This is a genomic window from Anabaena sp. CCY 0017 (assembly GCF_963920885.1).
In the GTDB taxonomy this organism is placed as follows: domain Bacteria; phylum Cyanobacteriota; class Cyanobacteriia; order Cyanobacteriales; family Nostocaceae; genus Nodularia.
Genome location: NZ_CAWUDG010000002.1, coordinates 36,878 through 60,680, shown reverse-complemented (window position 1 = coordinate 60,680; position 23,803 = coordinate 36,878). Strand labels below are relative to the sequence as shown.

Below are 23,803 nucleotides of genomic sequence, written 5' to 3'. Positions count from 1 at the left end.
CTTCGCGCGCGCTACGCTAACGTTCCTCATATTCAGACGCGATAAATCGCGTCTCTACAAAACAAAATCCCAAATGGTACTAAACCATGAATTTTAAAATTCCTTTAGCATGGCTACAGCTAGCCCAACAAAAAGTTAGGTTTCTAGTGGCTGTAGCTGGGATTGCTTTTATTGTGTTGCTCACCTTCATCCAACTTGGCTTTCAAGATGCACTTTATTCTAGTGCTACTGCACTGCATCAAAATCTCCGAGGTGACTTATTTTTAGTCAGTTCCCAATATAAATCTTTGACCGCAACTCAAAGTTTTTCCCGCAGTCGTTTATACCAAACATTGGGTTTTGATGGTGTAGAGTCAGTTAGCTCCATATATTTGCAATTTGCCAAATTAAAAAACCCAGCAACTGGAGAGAAATATTCAATATATGTGATTGGCTTTGACCCTGGAAAATCCGTATTTAATATACCAGAAGTTGCGGAAAATTTAGACAAATTGAAAATTCCTGATATTGTCCTGTTTGATCGAATTTCGCGCCCAGAGTTTGGCCCTATCGCTGCCAATTTTACAGATGGGGATACTGAGCAGACAATTGAAATCTTTCCCTTTGATGCTCCCATTGGTTACAGGATTAGAGTCGGAGGCTTATTCAGCTTAGGTCCTTCCTTTGGTGTAGATGGTAATTTAATTGTCAGTGATTCAACTTTTCTCAGAATAAATCCTAATACTCGTCCAGCAGACATGATTGATATTGGTGTCATTACCCTGAATGCTGGCGCAAATCCAGACAAAGTTTTGCAACAATTAGCTGCAAGTTTACCTAATGATATCCAGATTTTTACTCGTCAAGGCTTTATTGATTTCGAGAAAGAGTATTGGTCTGTGAGAACACCCATAGGTTTTATACTTAACCTCATGCTGACTATGGCCTCTGTGGTTGGTGTGGTAATTGTTTATCAAATTCTTTACAGCAATATTGCTAATCAATTAATTGCCTACGCAACTTTAAAAGCTATTGGATACGCTAATGGATACCTATTAAATATAGTTTTTCAACAAGCATTAATCCTGGCTTTATTAGGTTATATTCCCGGCTTTATCTTTTCGATAGGCTTATATAGTTTTGCGATGGAAGTAACAAAATTACCAATTATGATGACTGCTAATAATGCCATTATTGTTTTAGTATCAGCAGTATTAATGTGCATAACATCAGGGTCTCTCGCTATCAATAAACTTCGTTCCGCAGACCCGGCTGATATTTTTTAGATATACCAATTTCCCATAAATATGTACTGGTCTAAAAGCATAAAATACCTGCTAGAAAAGTATGCCAGTTCGCCCTTGGCGTTCCCGTAGGCTATGAATTTAAAAGCCAAAAATGCCAAGGATAACTAAACTTACAGATAATGAGTATTAGTTAAAAAATCAGAGCTAATACTTGTTATTCAACTCAAATCACCTAATTTACCCATAAACTATACGACTATGAACCTCCAAAACAAAACTCTCTTAATCACTGGTATTGATGAATTTGTCGGTTTGCGTGCCGCCGAATTAGCTATAGCACAAGGAATGAAAGTTCGGGGACTACAAAGTTCTGCTGATGTGAATAAAACAGCGCAAAATTTGGGTATTGAGGTAATTGTGGGCAACATTACTGATGCGACTATTGCCCAAAAAGCTTGTCAGGGTGTAGATATTGTTTTACATACGGCTCAAATTGCTCAGGAAGCTGGCGCAATTAAAGAATTTCGTGAGGTAAATGTTGGCGGTACGATCAATATGGCTAAAGCTGCTAAAAATGCGGGTGTGAAAACTTTTGTCCATCTTTCTAGTGTGATGGTTTACGGCTTTAATTATGCAGATGGTATTACAGAATCTGGGACTCTTTCCGGTGATAATAATCCCTATTGTCAGACAAAAATAGAAGCCGAAACAGAACTTTTACCCCTGAATTCTCCCTCTGATTTTGGGGTGATTATTCTTCGGGCTGGAGATGTTTATGGCCCAGGTAGTAATTCTTGGGTTGTCCGACCAATTTTGATGATGCGTCAAAAATTATTTGCCTATGCGAATGATGGAAAAGGAGTTATGAATCATGTTTATGTAGATAACTTGATTGATGCTGTTTTTCTAGCAATTGAAAAAGAAACCTACGGTGAAGTTTTTAACATTACCGACGGTCAAGAAACTTCCTGGAAAGAATATTTTCTGCGTTTAGCTGCAATGGAAGGTTTAGCTGCGCCGATGTCTTTACCTAAAGATGAAATGAAGTTATTTCTCAAGCTTCGCGCCCAAGGACAAAAACTGTTTCGTAAAAAAGCAGACATTCTACCAGAGTCTGTAGATTTTATGAGTCGTCCTTATGCTTATTCCATTGCTAAAGCACAAAATTTGTTAGATTATAACCCAAAAATTGACTTAGAAGATGGTTTACGACTAACACAAGAATGGATTAAAAAAACGGATATTTAAAAGCTAGTTAAACGGCTTGAGATTTTACTGAGCATTTTTTTATGAGCGCTAATCTGCCGCAAGTAAGTATCGGTTTGCCTGTATATAATGGCGAAAAGTTTATCAAAGCAGCTCTCGATTCACTTTTAAGTCAGACTTTTGGCGATTTCGAGTTAATCATCTCAGATAACGCTTCAACAGATAAGACTGAAGAAATTTGTCGAGCTTATGCTGCTCAAGACAAACGTATCCGTTACTACCGCAATCAGAGTAATCTCGGTTGTTCATGTAACTTCAATCGTGTTTTTGAATTGTCTGTAGGCAAATACTTTAAATGGGCAGCTTATGATGATTTACACGCTCCAGATTTTCTAATGAAATGTGTGGATGTACTTGACAATAACCCCAAGGTTGTCTTGTGCCATTCTCATGTATATTTCATAGATGAAAATGGTGATTTTCTGCAAAACTACAATATAAAACTCAACACCGATTCAGAAAACCCTCACAAGCGTTTTCAGCAGTTACTTACTAAGCACCTTTGCTATCAAACTTACGGAGTAATTCGTGCTAGCACTCTCAGACAAGTGCCACCTATGGGTAGTTATGGGACGGCGGATGGAATTTTATTGTTAAGAATTGGTTTGCTAGGGCAATTTTATGAAATTCCCGAATACCTGTTTTTTGCGAGAAGCCATTCGCAACAATCATTGAGTATGTTCTTTCCCAATTATCATCTGTTAACGAACGATAACTCGAAATCTACTTCTAGCATTTTACCTGATTTCTATGCTTATACAGTTTGGTTTGACTCAGCTAAAAAGGGTAAGATATTATTCCCTCATTGGAGAATAGTTTGGGAATATATGGTTTCTATCTGGCTGTTTCAACTGAGATTTGACCAGCGCATACGTTGCCATATCAGTATTTATCAGCAGTTGCATGGTACAGAATATTTGTTGATTAAGGACTTACTGAAAGTGGCTCAAATACTATGGCAACGTTGTTGGCATTCTCCACTTCTAAATAAACAGAAAATCATCCCTTAAAGGGATTGTCGTGGGAAATTATTTGCCAGTACAATCACGTTTTTAAGTGACAAAACTATGTTGAAATTCACTCATTTTAGCCGTGTACTACTAGCCGCTTTGTTGAGCATTAGCTTTGTGAAATCTGTAAACGCCGAGCCAACTGCAACGCTTAATGTTGTAGTCAAGGGAATCAACAACCAAAATGGGCAGATTTGTCTGGGAGTTTATTCCCGTGCGAAGGGATTCCCTATGAACACAGAGGATGTATTAAAAAGCGCTTGTGTGCAGCCTCAAGGAAATACTGTGACTCATAAATTCTCTGGTTTAAAACCGGGAAATTATGCAGTTGCGGTAGTAGATGATCAGAATGGCGATCGCAAACTCAATAAAGACTTTCTCGGCATTCCTAAAGAAGGTTTTGGTCTTTCCAGAAATCCCACCGTCTCAATAGCAACTGGGACACCAAGTTTTTATGATGCCAGTTTTATGCTGATGAAAAATCAAAATACCAAAATCAACATTTTGATGAAATACTCTCTTGATTCTTGATTCAATAGACATTTGGTGGGAAATTTAACCTCTCTACAAGGGTTCTGTGATCACGCATATTTTATTTTCACCAGATGTCTATTGAGTAGGGGCGGGTTTACAGATATGATTCATCATTAACGCGTATATTAGTGAACCTGCCCCTACATAGACTCCCTCATCTTTAATCGCGACTCGCCATTACACAAGGCAACATTTGCCCAAGAATATATATGAAAGAGTTGACGATATTCATTAATCAGTCTCTGCTGAGTTGGCTGGCTATTCAAATGTGTTTAGCGCTGGTTTTTCTGTTATACCTGCGGTTAAACCAAGAAAATGTAGTAGCCGATGAGCAGTTACCCAAAACGGCTGTGATTCTTTGCTTACGCGGAGCCGATCCGTTTTTGCCTAACTGTGTGGAGGCGCTATTAAATCAGAATTATCCAGAGTACGATTTAAAGCTGATTGTTGATAGTCAAGAAGACCCGGCTTGGCAAATTGTCAATGATATTATCAACGAAAAAGGAGCTAACAACGTCCAAATCAGCCCTCTGAGGACTATCAGACATAATTGTAGTCTCAAATGTAGTTCGCTGTTGCAAGCTGTTTCAGAATTGGATGATTCTTATCAGGCGATCGCTTTAGTGGATGGTGATACTATTGTTCATGCTAATTGGTTACGTGAATTAATTAGTCCTTTAGCTGATCCCAAAGTGGGCGCGACGACGGGGAACCGTTGGTTTGTCCCTACAGGTAACTATTGGGGTTCATTGGTGCGCTACATCGGTAACATATCTACTGTGGTGCAAATGTACCTTTTCCAAGTTCCTTGGGGCGGAACTTTAGCGATCAAAACAGACGTGCTGCGCCAAACAGGTCTGTTAGATAAGTGGAAACAGGCTTTCGGCGAAGATTTTATGATGCACAAGATCCTGAAGCAAAATGGGATGCGGGTTAAGCTTGTACCTTCCTTAATTATGCTCAATCGGGAAGAGTGCGATTTGCTGGGCTTAATAGATTCTCTTAAACGCCTCATCTTGTATTCTCGACTTTACCATCCCAGTTGGTTAGCTATAGTTGGTGACGCTGTTTCTAGTATTTTGTTTCCTTTTGTGGCGATAATTTTGTTTATCTTATCTTTGTTAGATGCACAATGGGATTTAGCTGTTGTATTATTTTCCACTTATTGCATTTATACTGTGGGATTACTTTTGGTAACTCTAATTTTAGAGTTAGGCGTAAGTCAAGTGATTCGCTCTCATGGTCAGCCAAATACAAAGTTAACAGCAGTGACAATAGCCAAAATCTTCGTTGCTATTCCCCTGACACAGTGGGTATATGGCTTGGCTTTACTCTCTTCATTATGGATGTCAACAGTTAAATGGCGCGGTATTGTTTATCGTGTACAAAATGCCTGGAATATCCGATTAGTTGAATACCATCCTTATGATTTGTTGGATCAACCTATCGATAGCAAAATTTCTCTTTGAGGTAAATTAATCAGACGCGATGAATCGCTTCTGGACAAGAATATTCGCCATTTACTTTAGTTCATCTCTCACAGTCAACCATACAGTAGGAATAAAAGATGAACGACTTGGTAATATTCCTATGTAGGTGTTTAACGGTTGCCTTGGTTGTTCAAGTATGTTTTATGTTAGTGTTTTTGTGGCATCTATCCTCATCCCAAAAATATCTCTTAGCAGATGAAGAGTTACCCAAAACGGCAGTGATTCTTTGCCTCCGTGGTGCTGATCCGTTTTTGAGTGATTGTTTGAAAGCTCTGTTAAATCAGAATTACGCGCAGTATGATTTAAAGTTAGTCGTTGATCGCATGGAAGATCCAGCATGGACAATTGCTACTGATACTATCCAGGAACATGGCGCGACTAATGTGCAAATTAGCCCTTTGCGAATTATCCGTAAAAATTGCAGTCTCAAATGTAGTGCTTTAATCCAAGCTGTGACAGAGTTGGATGATTCTTATCAGGCGATCGCATTAGTAGATGCTGATACAATTGTTCATGATAATTGGCTGCGTGAATTAGTCACTCCTTTAGCTAATCCCCACATTGGCGCGACAACGGGAAACCGTTGGTATGTCCCGACAGCTAGCCATTGGGGTTCTATAGTTCGGTATATGTGGAACGTATCTGCGGTAGTGCAGATGTATTTATATGGTATTCCTTGGGGTGGGACTTTAGCAGTTAAAACAGAAGTCATTCATCAAACAAGATTGCTTGATAAGTGGGGAAAAGCTTTCTGTGAAGATACAATGATGCGTCAAATTTTAGGTAAACATAAAATACAGATTAAATTTGTACCTTCTTTGATGATGCTAAATCAAGAAGAGTGTAATTTAACTGGATTAAAATCTTGGATGCAGCGTCAACTTTTGTTTTGCCGACTTTATCACCCCCATTGGTTAGCAGTGGTTGGTAATGCCATTTTAACCATACTCTGTCCTACGCTTTTGACTGTATTGTTTGTAGCAGCTTTGCTCACTGGACAATGGTATGCTGCATCATTATCTCTTAGCTACTATAGCAGCTATGTGGTGGCATTACTGTTGATTGTACTTTTCTTAGAGCAAGGAGTACAGCTAGTTATTCGCGCTCATCATCAACCCAGTCCACAATTATCCCTGGCTGCAATTTTCAAAATGTTAATTGGAATTCCCTTAACACAATGGGTTTATGGGTTCGTGTTCCTCTCTTCCCTCTGGATGTCAAAAGTTAAGTGGCGCGGTATCACCTATAAATTCAAAAGTCCCTGGAAGATTCGGTTAGTTGAATATCGTCCTTATCAGCCGCTAGACCAACCTATTTCGCCTAATATTTCTTTGAATTGATCATGCAGTTTGTTGTTTTGCCAAAAGCATAAAAACTCCCATTTGTTTGCTCCAAAATACACAAAATTACTAAAAATATGAACAAGCAACCTCTTCGCATTGCTCTGTTTACAGGATTATATGCTCCTTTTTTAACGGGGGTTTCAGTTGCAGTTCACCAACGGGTACGTTGGCTGCTAGAACAAGGGCATGAAGTCTTTTTAGTCCACCCAGAAATTAACGACCAGTATCCAAAAAAAGTTGGTAGTCGTCCGATGCCAGGACTAGAAGAGTTACAATGTTTTCCTAACTTTTCTGCTTATGCTTTCCCCACAAAGCCACTAGTTTTTTATAAGTCTTTACCTCAACCCTTGCATTATCGCCATTGGAGTGATACCAAATTATTAGAAAAATTTCAACCTGATATTGTGGTAGTAGAAGAAGCACCGCAAATGCGAGGTTTCTATTCAATGTTCTTGCAAGGTTATGGTCGCCCTATTGGTGTTGAATACGCGAAAAAAACTGGGACTCCAATTATTTCAATTTTCCACACTGATATTGTTGCCTATATCCAATACTATTTGGGCAATCATGTTTTTAATTTGATGCGTCCGATTATTCCCTTTTTAGTTAAACAATCTACTGAGGTTTATGACCGCAACTTATTTCCTTCTCAAGCACAACTTTTGAAGTACAATGAACTGAATTGTCAACGGGGTGAATATGTTCCTTATCAAGGAATTGATTGTGAAAAGTTTCACCCTAGAAATATTATCCACAACCCCATTCCCGACGATAACAGACCAACTATCTTATTTGTGGGACGCATTACGGCGGAAAAAAATGTCACTCAACTGATAGATATGTTCCCGCTAATTGCTGCCAAAATTCCTGATGTCCATTTGGTGATTATTGGTAGTGGTCCCCTGGATGAAGAACTGCGTCAGCGTTCTCAAAAATTTGCAGGTATTACTATGTGGGGTGAGTCTCACGGTACAGAACTTTTGGGTTGGTTCGCTCGTGCAGATGTATTTGTAAATCCTTCTGCAACTGAAAACTTCTGTACAACAAATAACGAAGCATTGGCTTCCGGTACTCCTTTGGTAGCTGTGGTTGCACCTTCAACTGCTGAACAAGTTATTTCTGGGCATAATGGCTTTTTAGCTGAAGCGAATAATCCCCAAGATTTTGCCGACAAGGTGGTGGCAATTTTGGCAAATTCTCAACTTAAAGCAGAAATGGCTGAACAGGCTCGTCCTTCTATACTTAAATATGATTGGTCGGCGTGTTCAGAGAAATTTGAAGAAAAGCTTTATGAGCTAGTTAAAGATGTTAAGAAATTAGAGCCAACAACTGCTTGATTTTTCTATTACAATTGCATCAGTTTTACTAAGTAGGTAGGCGGAAAAATTTCAAGGTATGTCATTGCGAACGGAGCGTAGCGGAGTGAAGCATAAGACCGAAGCGGTCACGCTCCGCGAACGCAAGGGTTTTGAGGTTTTTACATTTTGTTACATAGTTAGGTTTATTTGTGCCTACCTACTTAAGTCCAAAACAAAATTCGCCCAATTCCTGATGATTGAGTTCAAAAAATTTTATTTAGGGATTTCTAAATAAAAAAATATCCCAAAATTCCTGATGGATTGGGCAAGATGCTATAGGTGTCATGTGACTTAGCAGCCGTTCGTCAACGAAACCGACGAACGGCTTTTAAATCGACCCATACAGGACTTAAGCAAGCAAAATTGAGTGGAATGCAAGCCAGAGGTTGTATAAATGTAATCGTAGTTTTACAAACTCGTCATTACTTTGACCAATTCATTAGATAAGTTAATTGCAGATTCTTGGCATTTTTTAAAGAGAACGCCAGCTAAAAAGTAATAATTTGTAGAACAAAATGCCATTTTCTTTTTACGTAAGCTTTCTATATGTTTTTTTACTTTTGGCTCTGAACTATAATAGCCAAATCTCAAAGGTAAAACCATGAATTTTTGCACGAAATAGTTCTTTTCTTCGGCTCTTTTGATTGTACTTATGGGATTAGAAAAGCTAGATACTAAAAGTAGTACATTTTTATATCCTAATGACAACAGATTATTTGTAACTGTTGCTCCATCTACGCCTCCAAATAATAGCGGCATATAAATATCTGGATCTGACGCAGGAAGATAAGGTGGATTTGCTACCAGATATTCAGCTTGGGGTTTAGAAGAATTAAATAAACATGAATTATAAATTTTATATTTATGAGCGAGGTTATATTCATCAATTTTAGAATTTGCCAATTTCCATGCAGAGGTATTTAATTCAAATCCATGTATGACAGCATCAAATTTAGTCTTAAGTAATGAATTAATCATGGGGCTGCCATCTCCTGATCCGAATTCTACAATAGAGTCAGAATGACTACAGTTTTTCAAAACAAAGGTTTCTAAACAGTTTGAGTAAAAATTAGATTCTTCAGGACAAAAAAATATATCTTTCATGTGAATTCATTGCAAAAGTATTGTATAATCTGCATATAAATCAATTATTTTCTACTTTGATCAGAGCAATTTGGCATTAATAAAACTCATCTAGATGCGAATTAAAATCTAGATAAGGTAGATATGCTAAATGAAAAATTCTAGAAAATAATGTGCAATTTGGGGAAATTTATCCTTTGGGTATAGCTATTGATTCGGCTTGGTGTATTGATTGCACAATAGCTTTAGCTGCGCGATCGCTCATTAATTTTTCCTGATCATACCCAAGTATCAGTTCCCAGGCATTATGAGGATATAGTTCGGCTAAAGGCAAAGCCACATCATCCAACATCCATTGTCCGTGGCGTTCATCTTCTCTGATGTGCAGTTCCCAATAACCCATAGCTGCTTCTGACAATCTCAGTCGTTGGGCTGCTGCGAGATAATTTTTATAAGCCCCAGGCCCGGCTACCTCAAAATAAGTTAACCCACCGCAATAACGCAAAAAATCGCGTTTGCGCTCAGTCAGCAAAAAGTTATGATTAGCACAAGCTAAGACTTCCCACGGTACTAAATCAAAATACCCCTCTGGTTTGCTATTCATCCCCAACTCATCCAGCATTTGGGCAAAAAATGTAGAGTGTTTACGGGATAGGCGACCATTGCCATATTCTTCTAGTAATACCCGCACAAGCGTACACTGGATTTCATTAGCGACACCACCTAAAATTCTGGACAGACGACTACCTTCCACCAAACCATCAAAAGAAGCGATCGCTAACAAGTGACGATAACCAAATTCAGTCATCTGTTCTCGGATATAGCGACTATCTTCTGACAGTGGTGGCTCTAAATCAGCAGATGTACGCTTAATTAAAGCTTGTTTAACATCCAATTCTTGTAGTGCTGCCACATCGATTTGCGCCAGTTCCCAGTTTTGCCAAGCAGCTTCAATTTGGTGACGACATGAGCATAAGTAAAGCGATCGCTCATTGCTGTAATTCCGCAGATTATCATACCAAAATAGCTTTAGCCGATTAATTTGATAAAGTATTCGCTGGAGAAAACGATGAGCTTCCCAATCACCACAGCCGTTTTCATAAGCAGCAGAAATTGCTATCGAGATTATTCGCTCAAACTCAGTAACTTTCGCCGCTTCTATATCCAGGATATTGTCCAAATCGTCTGTAGCCAGCAGTGCGATAAATTGCTGTTCAGCGCGGTTATATATGGTAATTATCCTTTCTTGTGTTTGCGTACTCTTTTCTACAACCCCAGCTTTAGGGAACATAATTAAATTGCTTTGTATGGAATATTAGATGACTTTGCCTAAAGGTCAAACTAGTTTCATCTCTAATATCTAAAATTCCACATTTGTAGCTTTGTCTACCTCTTTCTTTGGTTATAAAGAAAAATTAAGTTTAGATAGAGTTAACAGCAATTTAATCCCAGAAGGCTAAATTCTGGGGGGTTTTATCTTTTCTAATCCCACACTCACCCTCTAGAGGATTGATTTTGTCAAAGAAAGCAAACACAAGTGGTAGACATCGGCAGGATTCAATTACGAATTACTTTGAAACTTTCTCAATTTGCTGAGTAAAATATGTTTCCTCATGTTTGAGTTGTTGAGCAAGTTCTAATCCTTGTTGAAATGCTACGAGTGCTTGGGGATATTCTTGACGTTCTAGATACAGTTGCCCAATTTGATCATAAGCTTGCATCATGCCATAATAGTTGACGGCTTGCTTTTGTGTCTCTATTAAAATTTGGCTAGTTTGCAAAGCTTCGTCTATTTGTTCTTGGGTACGATATAAGGCAATTAACTTTTGCAATGCTTCCGCAGCACGGGCATATTGGCGCGATCGCATCCCCATAAGATAAGCTTCTTGATAGTTGTTAAATGCTTCTTTGAGTAAACTAGGATTTTCCTGGGCTAAGATTTCATAATTTGAGCCAATGGCTAATTTTAATTCGGGAATTTTAATCAGATTATCTTCCTGTTCATAAATTTCTGCTATTCTCTTGAGAACATCTACGGCTGGTTGGACTTGTTTTGTCTGCTGGTATATATAACGTAGCTGTTGCAGGTATGCTAATTGACTAGTTCTATCGCTCTGGGTAGCAGTTAAATTCAATAATCTCTCATAGCTGGCTGCTGCTTGAGGATAATCAAACCAACTTAAATGCAGTTCGCCCATTGTTGTCAGAGTTTGCACTACTGCCACTGCATCCTGTTTTTGTTGGACTGCTGTTAAAATTTGGTCATAAACTGCTAAAGCTAGTTGAGGCGATCGCACACTTTGATATGCTTCACCAAGCGATCGCATTAAATCTAAGTCAAGAGTTTTTTGTTTTTGTGCTTGCTTTTGAATAGTTTGCAATCGCTGTGTAATAAATCTTACCTGTTCACTAGCATTTCGACTCCAAGCGATCGCCCCAAAGCGTGATAATGTTTGCACTTGAGCCAATGAACCCAAATACCGCCGCAAACGGGCTTCCCGGTTCCAAATCTCAAACGCTGCTTCCTGATCACCTGCTTGCAATTTAGCCGCAGCTTCCTGATTCAACTCATCCAACGCCCTCTCCAAGCTTTGCAGTTCTGGGAGGGTTAACTGCTGTTTATCAATCAAAGGCGGTAACAGGGGATCGGGTCTGGTAATTTCTAGGGGATTAGGAGCAAATTTAGTCGGCTGTTGCGGCTTCTTAGTCTGTGCTAGGGTTAACGAACTGTTAACCTGACAAAAAACAGCGATACTAATAATAATACATAAGCGCCTGAGCATGGTTACTTTACCTGATATGGAAATAGGGCATAGGTGATGACTAGCATACCCAAAGATTTTAACTGCCAATTTGTGTGACGCATCAAAAATCGATAATTCTCCCCACGGCCAAGCTTTACAATAAATCCAGAGAATTTAAATGTCATGACTAATTCTATGGATATTACAACCTTAGCTCGCTGGATGGCGGCTGATTTTAGCAATCAAGCACAAGCTTTTGAAAACCCACCTTTTTTTGCTCATATTCGCGTGTGTATGCGTCCTCTACCCCTAGAGGTGCTGTCAGGAATCAGTTTGTTTGTGGAACAGGCTTATGATTATATGCTGAATGACCCTTATCGCGTGCGGGTTTTGAAGTTGGTTAATGCAGGGGATAGGATTGAAATCGAAAACTATACTGTGAAGCAAGAAGAAAACTTCTATGGCGCATCCCGTAACCTCCAACTCCTGAAAACTTTAACGAGCGATCGCTTAGAAAAGTTACCAGGATGTAACATGACTGTAGAGTGGGCTGGTAACAGCTTCAAAGGTAAGGTAGAACCCGGAAAAGGCTGTATTGTCTTTCGGAAAGGGCAAAAAACCTATTTAGATAGTGAATTTGAGATTAGTGAGGAGAGATTTATCAGTCTTGACCGAGGACGTGATTTAGAGACAAATGAACATATTTGGGGGTCTGTTGCTGGAGCATTTCAGTTTTTGCGTCGCCAAAGTTTTGCTGATGAAGTAATTTCGCTGTCAAAAGTAAGATAATTTAGGATGCTTTAGCGGCTAACTCCAATGGATGACAATAAGGAACTCGTTCCACGGAAGTTTCCCACATTCCATTGGGGTATAGCTTCAACAAGCGAAAACCTGGGTATTTGGGGTCAATCATCAACGTGGGACTTTTTGAGCGAAACTGAAGCCCAGTTGACGGGGTGCTGAGGTAGTGGACTTGGTGACGCTGGCGTTGAAATTCTTGATGGATGTGACCAAACAAAACTAACTTGACTTGGGGATGACGGTCGAGAACAGCAAAAAATTCTTGAGGATTTTTCAGAGTGCTGCTATCTAACCACGCCGAATTTACGGGAAAAGGTGGGTGATGTAAAGCTACTAAAGTGGGATAATCACCCAGGATTTTTAATTCAGAGTCCAGCCAATCGAGAGTTTTACCTGAGAGATAACCATGTAGACAACCAGGAACCGAAGAATCGAGTAAGATAAAATTCCAACCACCACGATGAAAAGACTTGCGCCGGGAAACCATCCCCATATTTAATATGTCATCCATTGCGATCGCACAGTCATGATTCCCCGGAATCCAGTAAGCAGGTATTTGGAGTGGATTTACCAGATTTTGGAGATTATCATAGGAATCAGGCTTACCATCACCAGACAAATCTCCCGTTAGCAGAAGTAAATCAACTTCAGTTCTTAGCTGCTTCAACCTTTCCACAACTGCTTGAAAAGACTGTATAGTAGGCATTCCCAGCATTTCGTGATTTTCCGAAGCAAACAGATGTGTATCTGTTACCTGAGCAATTGAGATAGGAGAGACTTGTTTCATTTCACTGATGGCGATATGTGCAACTTAACATCTGATTCTTATCCGGGAAGGTAGCTGACCAAGTTCATACTAAATTTGATGTCATCATAGAGCTAAAAAGCATAAAAAAACACTCAATCTCTTAAAACAGGCGAATTTTCATCTATCTTAAGAGTGAAATTGTATTTTTTTTTGTATTTTACGTCACCCATCCTGGGCAAAAATTCATCAATTCCTCACACTATCCCCCAAAATCTTCATTCAACCTTGCCATCGTCGGGAATATGAAAATGCTATTAACCACTAAATTCGCTGAGATGAGGCAAAATTTCCTCAGACCCAGGGTGTGAATTTCGATGAGTTGTGCTATGATTAGGAATCGTGAGAGCGATCGCGGCGACATAGCCAAGTGGTAAGGCAGAGGTCTGCAAAACCTCCATCCCCCGGTTCAAATCCGGGTGTCGCCTTCAGGGTTTCAGCGATTCTAGTCCCCTAGATTCCCTCGAAACCAACAATCCAGTAGCCAAACGAGTAGCCAAAAAGATAGTCAGTGATGTTATCTGCTGTATGGATATGCTTTATCCTGTCCAGTTCATCTGACTTGGTACATCTGATTCGATTACTTAATCATCCAGGTTTCCCGACTGTCTTCAGTTGGTAGCTGTAGCTATTCCATCCAGTCTGTTATCTGCTGCATGGGGACTGTTGGTGATAATCAGGTAGTTATGTGTTGATCAGAAGACAGGATTACCACAACCTAACCGCCTATGTACATAGGTGTATTGTCAGACATGGATATGATTAAGCATCAGTACCAACTATCCGGGCTACTGATGCTATGCGATAACTTTAAAAAGCCAAAGGATTTAGTACAGCTAAGGACTAACCAGTGATGTTACTTGCTGCCTTGGATTCTTGAGGTTATATGGGTATTTCAGGATTCATGATTAGAATCATTTTCCCAAGTGTATCCACACGTTCTACAGTAAACTTTTGTACTAACTTGAAAGTTGTTGTTAGTACCACAACAAACACAACTCCCCCCTTTCTGAATCTCTTGCTGATACTTCTGAACTACCTTTTCTGCCACATCGGGGGGTAAGTATCCACTATAAGCAGCTAACAGCGTCATTAGGTCAACTTGCATCAGTTTAAATAATCTGTCCATGCGTGACCACACGTTTTACAAGTTACAACTGTACCTGATTTGGTAAGCTCTAAACTCCCACAGGCAAAACATTTGACTGGATTTTTCCGCATATCTTCTTGACGCTTGAGGTTTACTATTGTTTGGATTTCCTCTTTCAGTTGATAAGAAGACTTACCAAAATGGGCTGCAATCAACGCAAGAACGTCATTATTCGACATTTTCCAGGTTTTAAGTTGTATGTAGTAACTATAACTTCACATATCTTTACCTGTAAACCCCTGTATTAAACTTTCTCAGGGGATTATTTTATGCGGCTGTTCGATATTAGGAAGAGTTACAGCTTATTGATACTTTTCAAAACTGTGATTATTCCTCTGAAGCTTGACTATGCTAAAATAGACAAAGAAAAAAGCCCCGGCTCTAACCAGGGCTAAATAAGCTTTATTAAGAATCGTCTAACTTACAACTTAATACAGGTCGTTCTACTATCGTCGGTAGGTTTCCAACCAACTCCTTGAGAATCATGAGTTCCTCAAAGTAGACAAATATGCACACTGTAATTACACCTGAAAGAATCGAGTTACCACCTGGAACAGTTGTCAGGATGTTGGGATCTTGGCAGGATTATCAACTACTGAGTCAGCAACTAGGAAATCGCACCTTTCCTCGGCTCAAGTATCGACCCGGAGAGATTTTGTTAATGGCACCGCTACCAGAGCATGGAAGAGATGCAAGCTTGCTGGCAGATATTGCTAAGGTTTTACTTGATCATTTGGAGCAAAGATACGACTCATTTACACCCATCACCATGAGCAAGCCTCAAGTTAGTGGCATTGAGCCGGACTATTGCTTTTATATTGAAAATTGGAGATCCGTAGTAGGTAAAAACCGCATCGAATGGCAGAATGACCCGCCACCAGATTTAGTAATTGAAGTAGATGTTACTAGCTATACCAATATTGATGACTATCTTCCTTATAAAGTGCCAGAGGTTTGGCTATTAAAGAATAAGCAGTTATTAGTTTATAGATTGCAGGGTGAAAATTACGTAATTACAGAAAGCAGCTATTTTCCTCAAGTTAGAGAAATTGTACAGCAATGCCTCCCAATTGCAAATGAGCAAACCACAAGTGAGGCTATCAGGTGGTTAAGGAAGTTTTTGAGTGAAAATTATTAAGGTTTTTAACCCGCGCAGGCGGGTTTTGTCTGTATAGCCGCGACTTCTAGTCGCCAGGGCTAGTTTTACTATGTAACAGAATGTAAAATCGACAAAACCGTTGCGATTGCTTCATTTCACTATGGCTAAAGCCACGCTACGCGAACGTTCCATTCGCAATGACATACATTCAGATTTTCACACCGGCCTACTTAAATCAGAGCTTTCAGATTGACTCAATTAATTCCACCCCGAACACTTCAGAAAAAGACTGGGCTATATTAACACGTACCTCTTCGCAGGTAATACCGGGAATCCATTCGGCTAAACTGGCTACAGGTTTATCAGCAATACCACAGGGAATAATCTGTTTAAAGCCTGACATATCTGGACAAACATTGAATGCAAACCCGTGCATAGTAATCCAACGGCTGACTTTAATCCCGATAGCGGCAACTTTTCGCCCTTCTAGCCAAACACCAGTAAAACCGGGGAGGCGATCGCCTGTCAACCCATAAACTGCCAATACTCGAATTAATACCTCTTCTAGTTGCCGTAAATACCAATGCAGGTCTTTACGATAATATTGCAGATTTAAAATAGGATACCCCACAACTTGACCAGGGCAATGGTAAGTAACTTCGCCACCACGTTCAACTCTGTGAACATCGAACTTACTTTGATCTAGGTCTTTGAGAAATTCAGGGTTGCTGCCTTGTCCCCAAGTATAGACAGGCGGATGCTCCAGCAATATTAACACATCATCCAGACTAGCTTGATGAATGCGCTCCTGGAGAAGCGATCGCTGCCATAAAAGCGCATCTACATAAGGCATCAATCCGGCGTTAAATAACAAACAACGTCTGTAATCTGTTTCGGTACTACGGGTCATGCCAAAAAACAACGGGTTTATTGACCAAATATATTTCAATTTACAGCTTTTGGGTCAAGAAATGTCAAGCAATGCAAAGGATTTTAAAGGAACGCCAAAGTCAGCTGCATTCTAGAATACAAAATGCTAAGTTGAATATATAACCTCAAAGGTGTTAGGAGGAAATCTCTGCAACAAGCATCACGCCAAACAGAATCAGAACGAATGCACTGGCTGGTGAATCTCATAAATTCTTTGTCACTCGAACTGGATTACCCATCCAACAGAGAGCCAAAGCATAAGCAGTACATTAAAATTGTTCAAAATTTGTTTTGGCGGTAGTGAAAGACCTTACCGCGACCTCTTTTCATACAAAACAAATTCACATCAAATATATCAGTGGGAGAGTTTACATGAAGCTTGTCATCCACGGCAAAAATATTGAAATCACCGATGCCATTCGGGAGTATGTACATCAAAAAATTGAAAAAGCCGTTAGTCACTTTCAGAACATCACCAATGAAGTGGATGTGCATCTGAGTGTCGCCCGCAATCCTCGAATCACCACCAAACAAGCGGCGGAAGTCACTATTTTTGCAAATGGTAGTGTTATCCGTGCAGAGGAAAGCAGCGAAAATTTATACGCCAGCATTGATTTAGTAGCAGATAAAATTGCCCGTCAACTACGTAAATATAAGGAAAGACTTCAAGACCAGAAAACTAATGCCCTACCCACAAATCAAGTATTAGTTCCTGAACCAGTAGCGGCAGATTTAATAGGCGATCGCACCCCCGAACTACCAAACGAGGTCGTCCGTACAAAGTATTTTTCCATGCCCCCGATGACCGTTGCAGAAGCCACACAACAGCTGCAACTGGTGGGACACGACTTTTATATGTTCCACAACTCTGAAACTGGAGAAATCAATGTGGTTTACGAACGTAACCACGGAGGTTACGGTGTAATCCAACCCCGTAATAATAACGGACACACCAACGGCAAAAACGGCAATTCAGCCCAAGCTGTCCCCGAAAAAGCCCACTCCCATAAGTAAGCCCAAACCAAGCTCTAACTCCCCTCTCTAACTCCCCTCTCCTTAACAAGGAGAGGGGCTGGGGGTGAGGTTCTTTTACACAGCCAACTGTTGCAAAGTCTTCAGCGCTTCCTCAACGTGACCCTTAAAATTCAACATTGAATCAAACACATACTGCACAACGCCCTCCTTGTCAATCACATAAGTCACACGACCAGGTACAAAACCAAACATTGCAGTTGCGCCGTATTGCTTCCGCACTTCGTTACCTTTATCACTCAAAAGAGTAAAAGGTAAATTGTACTTCTCTGCAAACTTCTGGTGAGATTCATTAGAATCACCACTAACGCCAATCACCTCAGCACCAGCAGTTTTAAACACCTCATATTGATCCCGGAAAGCACAGGATTCGGCTGTACATCCTGGTGTATCATCCTTGGGATAAAAGTATAAAACAACAGCTTTTTGACCACGAAAAGCGCTGAGGCTAACTGTGGAACCATTTTGAGCGCTGAGAGAGAAATCAGGCGCAGTATCACCAACTTTAACAGACATATATTTTCTTACCGATTTTATTAAGAATCCATCTCTGCTAATTCTAACCACCGTTCTGTCGCCGTATCAATCGAGTGCTTGAGAGTTTCCACTTGTTCATAGAGTTTCTGGACTTGAGTGTAATTCCCAGCAGAGACATTTAACAAAGCTTTTTCAGCTGTGGCTTTCTCAGTTTCCAACTTGGCAATTTTTCCTTCTAACTCCTCAAATTCCCGCTTTTCCCAATTTGATAGTCTGCGGCGCTTTTTATTGTCGCTGTCTGAAGACGAAGCTGCAACTTTTACATCTTCCTGCGGTTTTTCCTTCGTATTAGCGGCTTGTTGCTGTTTTGCTTCTTCTTCCTCAGCCTTCTTGTAATCTAGATAAATGGAGTAATTACCTGGATATTTTCGGAGATTACCGCCCTCTTCCAAGGAAAAAATAGTATCTACAGTCCGATCTAAAAAGTAGCGATCGTGAGAAACTGCAATTACACAACCAGGAAAATCTTCTAAATAATCCTCTAGTACCGCCAATGTCTGCACATCTAAATCATTGGTAGGTTCATCTAAAATCAACACATTGGGCGCACCAATGAGAATTCGCAGTAAAAACAAACGACGTTTTTCCCCACCAGATAACTTATTAATTGGCGCGTATTGCTGGTTTCCGGGAAACAGAAACCGTTCTAACATTTGAGAAGCAGAAATTTGAGTTCCATCAGAGACTTTGACAAATTCGCCCTCTTCTTTAATGTAGTCAATCACGCGCTGATTTTCGTCTACGGCTGAAAGTAACTCTTCCGAATGCTGGTCAAAATAGCCGATGTGAATTGTCGTCCCAATATCCACAATACCGGAATCTGGTTGAATACGTCTGGTAATCATATCCATTAAAGTAGATTTACCAGTTCCATTCCCGCCAATAATTCCAATGCGGTCTTCAGGACTAAATTCGTAGGTAAAATCCTTAATTAAAGTCCGTCCATCGTAGCCTTTAGAGACGTTATTTAATTCAATAACTTTTTTACCAATGCGACGGCTAACTGTGGAAATATCAACTTTTCCCTGGACTTGTTTAAACTCAGTTTCCCGCAAACTTTCAACGCGTTGAATTCTGGCTTTTTGTTTAGTGCTTCTGGCTTTTGGTCCTCTGCTTAACCATTCTAATTCTCGGCGTAATATACCTTTGTGTTTGCGTTGGCTACTAATTGCCGATTCTTCAGCTAAAGCTTTCTTTTCCAGGTAATATGAATAATTACCAGAATAAGTGTAAATATCGCCTCGGTCGATTTCAATAATTCGGTTTGTAACTTGGTCGAGAAAATAGCGGTCGTGAGTTATGAGCAAAAGTGCGCCCCGAAAGCGATTTAAATAACTTTGCAGCCATTCCACAGACAGCGCATCCAGATGGTTTGTAGGTTCATCCATCAGTAAAACATCTGGTTCTGATAGTAAAGCTGTTGCTAAAGCTATGCGCTTACGATAGCCTCCTGACAAAGTACCAATAACCGCATCAAAATCACAAATTCCTAACTTAGTCAAGATAATTTTGGCGTTGGTTTCCAATTCCCAAGCGCCAGCAGTTTCCATGCGTTGCATTACCCCTGACAAGCGGGACATTAACTGGCTATCTTCTGGATGATGAACAAGTTTATGAGATAGTTCTTCATATTCACGCACCAAAGCCAAATGTTCGCCACTGTCAGCGAAAATTTGCTCTAAAACAGTGTGATTTTCATCTAAATCTGGCTGCTGTGGTAAATAAATTACTTTTGCACCAGAACTAAAGGTAATTTGTCCACTATCAATTGATTCTAGTCCGGCAATCATTTTTAATAAAGTTGACTTACCAGAACCGTTAGTCCCAATTAAGCCAACTTTATCGGTAGCATCTAAGCTAAAACTGGCATCTCTTAAAAGTTCTTTGATGCCAAAATCTTTTTTAACTGATTGTAATGTAATAATACTCATAAAAATTAGTCGTTAGCCCTTCGGCTACGCTCAGGGTAAATCATTGGTCATTAGTGAGTATCTGTAGAACATCTAGTTTTACCAAGATGGGAACATTTCCAGGGGTTTATCCTCCTGTGTAAGTTGCAATCTCGTGAGTAAATTTAACTTACACATTTGGAATGCTTCCAGCAACAGTGGCAAATTCTACACAAATAAATCCAGGGGTAAATGTCCATACATTTCGTTGATTCCCCCCTCATTATAAGATTGGCAAGAAATTAATACACCCCGATGATGTCCTGGATAAGCATCGAGATAACATAACCCATTCTTGCCATTTAATTTGATATAAACAGGCCCTTCGGGTGTGGCTAAATCAGTGGGGACTTCATAGCCAAAAGCATGAGAATAAGTCCTCATAGCTAGTATCCCATCTTCTGCTGTATCAGCACAAATCCCTAATATCTGGTAATCAGAAATACTCGCTACCAAAGTTAAAGCCCGACGCACTAAGGCTTTTTCTGAGGGTTTGAGAATGGGTGCGATGTCTAAGCAGTTGAATTTATGCAGGATTTTTGTAGCTTCTGAGATGGTGAGGTTTTGGTGATTTGGTGTCGTCATAAATCAATTTATGATTTTCTGGGTTTGGCTGTGGTGTCTGAGGTGGGTTAGTCCCACCCCATTTGCATTATTTACTCAAATTACGGTTTATTCTGGTCATTTCCGAGGTTGAAAATGAATGGCACACTGCTGCCTTTAGATTCACCACCCATAACGAGGACTCTAGGCATCTGAGAGCCGCCATTTCTCCAAGCTTCAATTGCTTCTTTTTGCAGAACTAACTGCCCACCTTGGGCTTTGAGAGTCTCTGCTAAGAGTCTTTGAGCTTCTGCCCTACCCTTGGCGCGATTCACATCCGCCTGCGCTTGTTGTTCCGCTTCCCTGGCTATATAAACGGCTCTTTGCGCTCGCTGTTCAGCTATTTGTTTTTCTTCTACAGCTTTGGCAAATTCTGGCGAGAAATTCAAGTCCACTACGCTAGTATCTAGCACAATTATCCCATATTTAGCCAAGCGATTGCCCAAAGCTAAATCAAAGTCTTCTTTTAATTCACTCCTTTTGGTAATTGCTTCTTCTACTGTTCTTCTAGCAGCCGCAATTTTAAATGCTTCCTGTGTCTGAGGAGCAATGATTTTTGAAACAATATTTGCTAAAGTTCCTTGTTTTCTTCTGACCTCAACTACCTGTGTGGGGTCAAGGCGAAAGTTAATGGCAAATCTTGCTGATAAATTTTGCAAGTCCTTAGTAGAACTTTCGGCGGGAACTTCAAATTTTTGTACCGTCAAATCATACACATCAACTACCGACACAAGGGGTGGTTTAATGTGAATGCCTTCTAGTAGCGCACCATCTCTAGCTTTACCTAAGATGCTGATGACTCCTGCTTGTCCTGGGTTGAGAATAACAAAGGAATTTAGTCCGACGAGGACAATAAGTGCTAACACAATTCCAAAAACTGTGGTTTGCCAATTCCCAAATTGCTGACTTTTCAAGGTTCTATCTCCTTTTGCATCTTTAGGCAACTCCTATACTATGGTGACACGTCTCCTGCCTCTTATTGTGGTAATATCGGTGTCACGCAACCGTAAATGACTGTGGCTATAGCATTTAAATCTGTTCAGGCATCAAAAAGACGTAGGCATTCAGTACACCCTCTTCAGCGCTTGCTTGACTACGGACACGAGTATCGGCAACAAATTTGGCTGGCTATTGTTTGTTCTATCCTGAATAAACTTTTTGATTTAGCACCACCAGCACTAATTGGGATTGCAGTGGATGTAGTAGTTCAGCAGCAGGATTCGATCATTGCTCAGTTTGGTGTTCAAGATGTCTTTGGGCAATTTCTGATTCTGTCTCTACTCACCGTGATTACTTGGATTTTAGAATCATTTTTTGAATATCGCTACAAGCTATTATGGCGCAACTTAGGGCAGAAGGTTCAGCATAATTTGCGTTTGGATGCATATAAACACCTGCAAGAGTTGGAATTGGCTTATTTTGAAGAACGCAGCACAGGGGGTTTAATGTCTATCCTCAGTGATGATGTTAACCAATTAGAGCGTTTTCTAGATGTGGGCGCAAATGACATCATTCAAGTAATCACCACTGTCGTAATTATTGGCGGGGCATTTTTTGTTTTGGCTCCTAGTATAGCTTGGATGGCCATTTTGCCGATGCCGTTTATTCTCTGGGGTTCGGTGGCTTTCCAGAAGTTGCTAGCACCGCGTTATGCTGATGTCCGCGAAAAGGTAGGTTTACTCAATGGCCGTTTGTCTAATAATCTGAGCGGTATTACTACGATTAAGAGTTTCACGGCTGAGGAGTATGAAGCCGGACGTTTAGAGATAGAAAGTATAGCTTATAAACAAAGTAACTCGAAAGCGATCGCACTGTCTGCGGCTTTTATTCCGTTGATTCGGATGTTGATTTTAATCAGTTTTACAGCCTTACTCCTGTTTGGGGGGATGGAAGCAGTGGCTGGAAGAATGTCTGTAGGTGCTTACAGTGTATTAATATTTTTGATTCAGCGTTTACTTTGGCCTTTAACTCGGTTAGGCGATACCTTTGATTTATATCAACGGGCGATGGCTTCTACTAATCGAGTGATGAATTTGTTGGATACTCCCTTTGCAATTCATCCCGGAAATATTGCTTTACCTGTGGATGCTGTGCGGGGGGAGGTAGAGTTTCACAATGTTAGTTTTGCTTACCAAGATAGATTACCAGTGATGGAAAATCTGTCTTTGCGAGTGACCGCCGGAAATACAATTGCAATTGTGGGTTCTACTGGTTCTGGGAAAAGCACTTTAGTTAAACTTTTATTGCGGTTGTATGAGGTGAAATCTGGGAAAATTACTGTAGATGGGATTGAATTACAGGATTTAAACTTACGGGATTTGCGGCGCTGTATTGGTTTGGTGAGTCAGGATGTCTTTTTGTTTCATGGTACGGTAGCTGAGAATATTGCTTATGGCAGCTTTGAGGCTACAGATTCAGAGATCATGAAGGCGGCGAAGGTGGCTGAAGCGCATGAATTTATTATGGAACTGCCCCAAGGTTATGAGACAATCGTGGGGGAGCGTGGTCAAAAGTTATCTGGTGGACAACGACAAAGAATTGCGATCGCCCGTGCAATACTCAAGAATCCGCCGATTTTGATTTTAGATGAAGCTACCTCGGCGGTGGATAATGAAACGGAGGCAGCTATTCAGCGATCGCTCGAACGGATTACAGTAGATAGGACTACAATTGCGATCGCTCATCGTCTTTCTACTATCCGCAATGCTGATTGCATTTATGTCATGGAACATGGGAAATTGATAGAATCAGGAACCCATGAGCAATTACTGGATAAAAACGGTGTATATGCCAGCCTCTGGCGTGTCCAAAGTGGCTTAAGATAAATCTCACCCATTCAATTA

The 23,803-nt window shown here is 40.3% G+C and carries 22 protein-coding genes and 1 tRNA gene; 12 read left to right on the top strand and 11 right to left on the bottom strand.

What is annotated here, in order from left to right:
* Positions 1-86 precede the first annotated feature (86 nt).
* The 7 genes from devC to ACM0OW_RS02600 all read left to right on the top strand — a co-directional run bounded on the left by devC (position 87) and on the right by ACM0OW_RS02600 (position 8,206).
* A complete protein-coding gene (devC, locus tag ACM0OW_RS02630) occupies positions 87-1,265 on the top strand; it encodes an ABC transporter permease DevC (protein WP_414548488.1) in 1,179 nt (392 codons plus the stop codon).
* A 219-nt stretch (positions 1,266-1,484) separates the two neighbouring features.
* Positions 1,485-2,474 (top strand): NAD-dependent epimerase/dehydratase family protein, encoded by a 990-nt coding sequence (locus ACM0OW_RS02625; protein WP_414548487.1) that lies wholly within the window; start codon positions 1,485-1,487, stop codon positions 2,472-2,474.
* Between the two features lie 41 nt (positions 2,475-2,515).
* A complete protein-coding gene (locus ACM0OW_RS02620; protein WP_414548486.1) occupies positions 2,516-3,502 on the top strand; it encodes a glycosyltransferase family 2 protein in 987 nt (328 codons plus the stop codon).
* A gap of 57 nt (positions 3,503-3,559) precedes the next feature.
* The gene (locus ACM0OW_RS02615; RefSeq protein WP_414548485.1) at positions 3,560-4,033 is read left to right on the top strand and encodes a DUF2141 domain-containing protein; all 474 of its coding nucleotides are present in this window, start codon (positions 3,560-3,562) and stop codon (positions 4,031-4,033) included.
* 212 nt (positions 4,034-4,245) lie between these two features.
* A complete protein-coding gene (locus ACM0OW_RS02610) occupies positions 4,246-5,505 on the top strand; it encodes a glycosyltransferase (RefSeq protein WP_414548484.1) in 1,260 nt (419 codons plus the stop codon).
* 98 nt (positions 5,506-5,603) lie between these two features.
* A complete protein-coding gene (locus tag ACM0OW_RS02605; protein ID WP_414548483.1) occupies positions 5,604-6,866 on the top strand; it encodes a glycosyltransferase in 1,263 nt (420 codons plus the stop codon).
* Between the two features lie 77 nt (positions 6,867-6,943).
* A complete protein-coding gene (locus tag ACM0OW_RS02600) occupies positions 6,944-8,206 on the top strand; it encodes a glycosyltransferase (RefSeq protein WP_414548482.1) in 1,263 nt (420 codons plus the stop codon).
* A gap of 429 nt (positions 8,207-8,635) precedes the next feature.
* Here the strand turns inward: ACM0OW_RS02600 and ACM0OW_RS02595 are convergent, their stop codons facing one another.
* The 3 genes from ACM0OW_RS02595 to ACM0OW_RS02585 all read right to left on the bottom strand — a co-directional run bounded on the left by ACM0OW_RS02595 (position 8,636) and on the right by ACM0OW_RS02585 (position 12,093).
* Entirely contained in the window at positions 8,636-9,331 is a 696-nt protein-coding gene (locus tag ACM0OW_RS02595) for an SAM-dependent methyltransferase (RefSeq protein ID WP_414548481.1), read from the bottom strand.
* Between the two features lie 169 nt (positions 9,332-9,500).
* Positions 9,501-10,619 carry an iron-containing redox enzyme family protein gene (locus tag ACM0OW_RS02590; protein ID WP_414548827.1) on the bottom strand — a complete coding sequence of 373 codons (1,119 nt, stop codon included), beginning with the start codon at positions 10,617-10,619 and terminating at the stop codon, positions 9,501-9,503.
* 259 nt (positions 10,620-10,878) lie between these two features.
* Positions 10,879-12,093 (bottom strand): tetratricopeptide repeat protein, encoded by a 1,215-nt coding sequence (locus ACM0OW_RS02585; protein WP_414548480.1) that lies wholly within the window; start codon positions 12,091-12,093, stop codon positions 10,879-10,881.
* 144 nt (positions 12,094-12,237) lie between these two features.
* Here ACM0OW_RS02585 and ACM0OW_RS02580 point away from each other — a divergent pair, with 144 nt between their 5' ends.
* Positions 12,238-12,843 (top strand): chromophore lyase CpcT/CpeT, encoded by a 606-nt coding sequence (locus ACM0OW_RS02580; RefSeq protein WP_414548479.1) that lies wholly within the window; start codon positions 12,238-12,240, stop codon positions 12,841-12,843.
* Position 12,844: 1 nt separating this feature from the next.
* On the opposite strand, the gene cpdA is transcribed toward ACM0OW_RS02580, so the two are convergent.
* A complete protein-coding gene (cpdA, locus tag ACM0OW_RS02575) occupies positions 12,845-13,642 on the bottom strand; it encodes a 3',5'-cyclic-AMP phosphodiesterase (RefSeq protein WP_414548478.1) in 798 nt (265 codons plus the stop codon).
* Between the two features lie 374 nt (positions 13,643-14,016).
* Between cpdA and ACM0OW_RS02570 the strand changes: the two genes are divergently transcribed.
* Positions 14,017-14,088, top strand: a tRNA-Cys gene (locus ACM0OW_RS02570).
* A 467-nt stretch (positions 14,089-14,555) separates the two neighbouring features.
* Here the strand turns inward: ACM0OW_RS02570 and ACM0OW_RS02565 are convergent.
* Together ACM0OW_RS02565 and ACM0OW_RS02560 are read right to left on the bottom strand one after the other, a co-directional pair.
* Complete coding sequence (locus ACM0OW_RS02565; RefSeq protein ID WP_414548477.1) at positions 14,556-14,768, bottom strand: hypothetical protein; 213 nt, start codon at positions 14,766-14,768, stop codon at positions 14,556-14,558.
* Positions 14,768-14,989, bottom strand: coding sequence for a hypothetical protein (locus tag ACM0OW_RS02560; protein WP_414548476.1), 222 nt, complete (start codon positions 14,987-14,989; stop codon positions 14,768-14,770). The genes ACM0OW_RS02565 and ACM0OW_RS02560 overlap by 1 nt, the downstream gene beginning before the upstream one ends.
* A gap of 329 nt (positions 14,990-15,318) precedes the next feature.
* Here ACM0OW_RS02560 and ACM0OW_RS02555 point away from each other — a divergent pair, with 329 nt between their 5' ends.
* On the top strand, positions 15,319-15,948 hold the full coding sequence (locus ACM0OW_RS02555; protein WP_414548475.1) for a Uma2 family endonuclease: 630 nt from the start codon (positions 15,319-15,321) through the stop codon (positions 15,946-15,948).
* 205 nt (positions 15,949-16,153) lie between these two features.
* Here ACM0OW_RS02555 and lipB read toward each other — a convergent pair whose 3' ends face one another.
* Positions 16,154-16,819: a lipoyl(octanoyl) transferase LipB gene (gene lipB, locus ACM0OW_RS02550; protein ID WP_414548474.1), complete on the bottom strand. Its 666-nt coding sequence runs from the start codon at positions 16,817-16,819 to the stop codon at positions 16,154-16,156.
* 392 nt (positions 16,820-17,211) lie between these two features.
* Between lipB and hpf the strand changes: the two genes are divergently transcribed.
* Positions 17,212-17,853, top strand: a complete 642-nt coding sequence (gene hpf / locus ACM0OW_RS02545) for a ribosome hibernation-promoting factor, HPF/YfiA family (RefSeq protein ID WP_414548473.1) — start codon at positions 17,212-17,214, stop codon at positions 17,851-17,853.
* Positions 17,854-17,928: 75 nt separating this feature from the next.
* Here the strand turns inward: hpf and ACM0OW_RS02540 are convergent, their stop codons facing one another.
* The 4 genes from ACM0OW_RS02540 to ACM0OW_RS02525 form a co-directional block, all read right to left on the bottom strand.
* On the bottom strand, positions 17,929-18,387 hold the full coding sequence (locus ACM0OW_RS02540) for a peroxiredoxin (protein ID WP_414548472.1): 459 nt from the start codon (positions 18,385-18,387) through the stop codon (positions 17,929-17,931).
* A gap of 20 nt (positions 18,388-18,407) precedes the next feature.
* A complete protein-coding gene (locus ACM0OW_RS02535) occupies positions 18,408-20,339 on the bottom strand; it encodes an ATP-binding cassette domain-containing protein (RefSeq protein WP_414548471.1) in 1,932 nt (643 codons plus the stop codon).
* A gap of 186 nt (positions 20,340-20,525) precedes the next feature.
* Positions 20,526-20,942: a DUF1824 family protein gene (locus ACM0OW_RS02530; protein ID WP_414548470.1), complete on the bottom strand. Its 417-nt coding sequence runs from the start codon at positions 20,940-20,942 to the stop codon at positions 20,526-20,528.
* An 80-nt stretch (positions 20,943-21,022) separates the two neighbouring features.
* Positions 21,023-21,874 carry a prohibitin family protein gene (locus tag ACM0OW_RS02525; protein WP_323215254.1) on the bottom strand — a complete coding sequence of 284 codons (852 nt, stop codon included), beginning with the start codon at positions 21,872-21,874 and terminating at the stop codon, positions 21,023-21,025.
* 96 nt (positions 21,875-21,970) lie between these two features.
* Between ACM0OW_RS02525 and ACM0OW_RS02520 the strand changes: the two genes are divergently transcribed.
* On the top strand, positions 21,971-23,785 hold the full coding sequence (locus ACM0OW_RS02520) for an ABC transporter ATP-binding protein (RefSeq protein ID WP_414548469.1): 1,815 nt from the start codon (positions 21,971-21,973) through the stop codon (positions 23,783-23,785).
* Positions 23,786-23,803: the final 18 nt, after the last annotated feature.

Excerpts from the sequence above, each read along its gene's own strand:
- devC (WP_414548488.1), top strand. The coding sequence starts at position 87 with ATGAATTTTAAAATTCCTTTAGCATGGCTACAGCTAGCCCAACAAAAA.
- ACM0OW_RS02625 (WP_414548487.1), top strand. The coding sequence starts at position 1,485 with ATGAACCTCCAAAACAAAACTCTCTTAATCACTGGTATTGATGAATTT.
- ACM0OW_RS02620 (WP_414548486.1), top strand. The coding sequence starts at position 2,516 with ATGAGCGCTAATCTGCCGCAAGTAAGTATCGGTTTGCCTGTATATAAT.
- ACM0OW_RS02615 (WP_414548485.1), top strand. The coding sequence starts at position 3,560 with ATGTTGAAATTCACTCATTTTAGCCGTGTACTACTAGCCGCTTTGTTG.
- ACM0OW_RS02610 (WP_414548484.1), top strand. The coding sequence starts at position 4,246 with ATGAAAGAGTTGACGATATTCATTAATCAGTCTCTGCTGAGTTGGCTG.
- ACM0OW_RS02605 (WP_414548483.1), top strand. The coding sequence starts at position 5,604 with ATGAACGACTTGGTAATATTCCTATGTAGGTGTTTAACGGTTGCCTTG.
- ACM0OW_RS02600 (WP_414548482.1), top strand. The coding sequence starts at position 6,944 with ATGAACAAGCAACCTCTTCGCATTGCTCTGTTTACAGGATTATATGCT.
- ACM0OW_RS02595 (WP_414548481.1), bottom strand. The coding sequence starts at position 9,331 with ATGAAAGATATATTTTTTTGTCCTGAAGAATCTAATTTTTACTCAAAC.
- ACM0OW_RS02585 (WP_414548480.1), bottom strand. The coding sequence starts at position 12,093 with ATGCTCAGGCGCTTATGTATTATTATTAGTATCGCTGTTTTTTGTCAG.
- ACM0OW_RS02580 (WP_414548479.1), top strand. The coding sequence starts at position 12,238 with ATGACTAATTCTATGGATATTACAACCTTAGCTCGCTGGATGGCGGCT.
- cpdA (WP_414548478.1), bottom strand. The coding sequence starts at position 13,642 with ATGAAACAAGTCTCTCCTATCTCAATTGCTCAGGTAACAGATACACAT.
- ACM0OW_RS02565 (WP_414548477.1), bottom strand. The coding sequence starts at position 14,768 with ATGCAAGTTGACCTAATGACGCTGTTAGCTGCTTATAGTGGATACTTA.
- ACM0OW_RS02560 (WP_414548476.1), bottom strand. The coding sequence starts at position 14,989 with ATGTCGAATAATGACGTTCTTGCGTTGATTGCAGCCCATTTTGGTAAG.
- ACM0OW_RS02555 (WP_414548475.1), top strand. The coding sequence starts at position 15,319 with ATGCACACTGTAATTACACCTGAAAGAATCGAGTTACCACCTGGAACA.
- lipB (WP_414548474.1), bottom strand. The coding sequence starts at position 16,819 with ATGACCCGTAGTACCGAAACAGATTACAGACGTTGTTTGTTATTTAAC.
- hpf (WP_414548473.1), top strand. The coding sequence starts at position 17,212 with ATGAAGCTTGTCATCCACGGCAAAAATATTGAAATCACCGATGCCATT.
- ACM0OW_RS02540 (WP_414548472.1), bottom strand. The coding sequence starts at position 18,387 with ATGTCTGTTAAAGTTGGTGATACTGCGCCTGATTTCTCTCTCAGCGCT.
- ACM0OW_RS02535 (WP_414548471.1), bottom strand. The coding sequence starts at position 20,339 with ATGAGTATTATTACATTACAATCAGTTAAAAAAGATTTTGGCATCAAA.
- ACM0OW_RS02530 (WP_414548470.1), bottom strand. The coding sequence starts at position 20,942 with ATGACGACACCAAATCACCAAAACCTCACCATCTCAGAAGCTACAAAA.
- ACM0OW_RS02520 (WP_414548469.1), top strand. The coding sequence starts at position 21,971 with ATGACTGTGGCTATAGCATTTAAATCTGTTCAGGCATCAAAAAGACGT.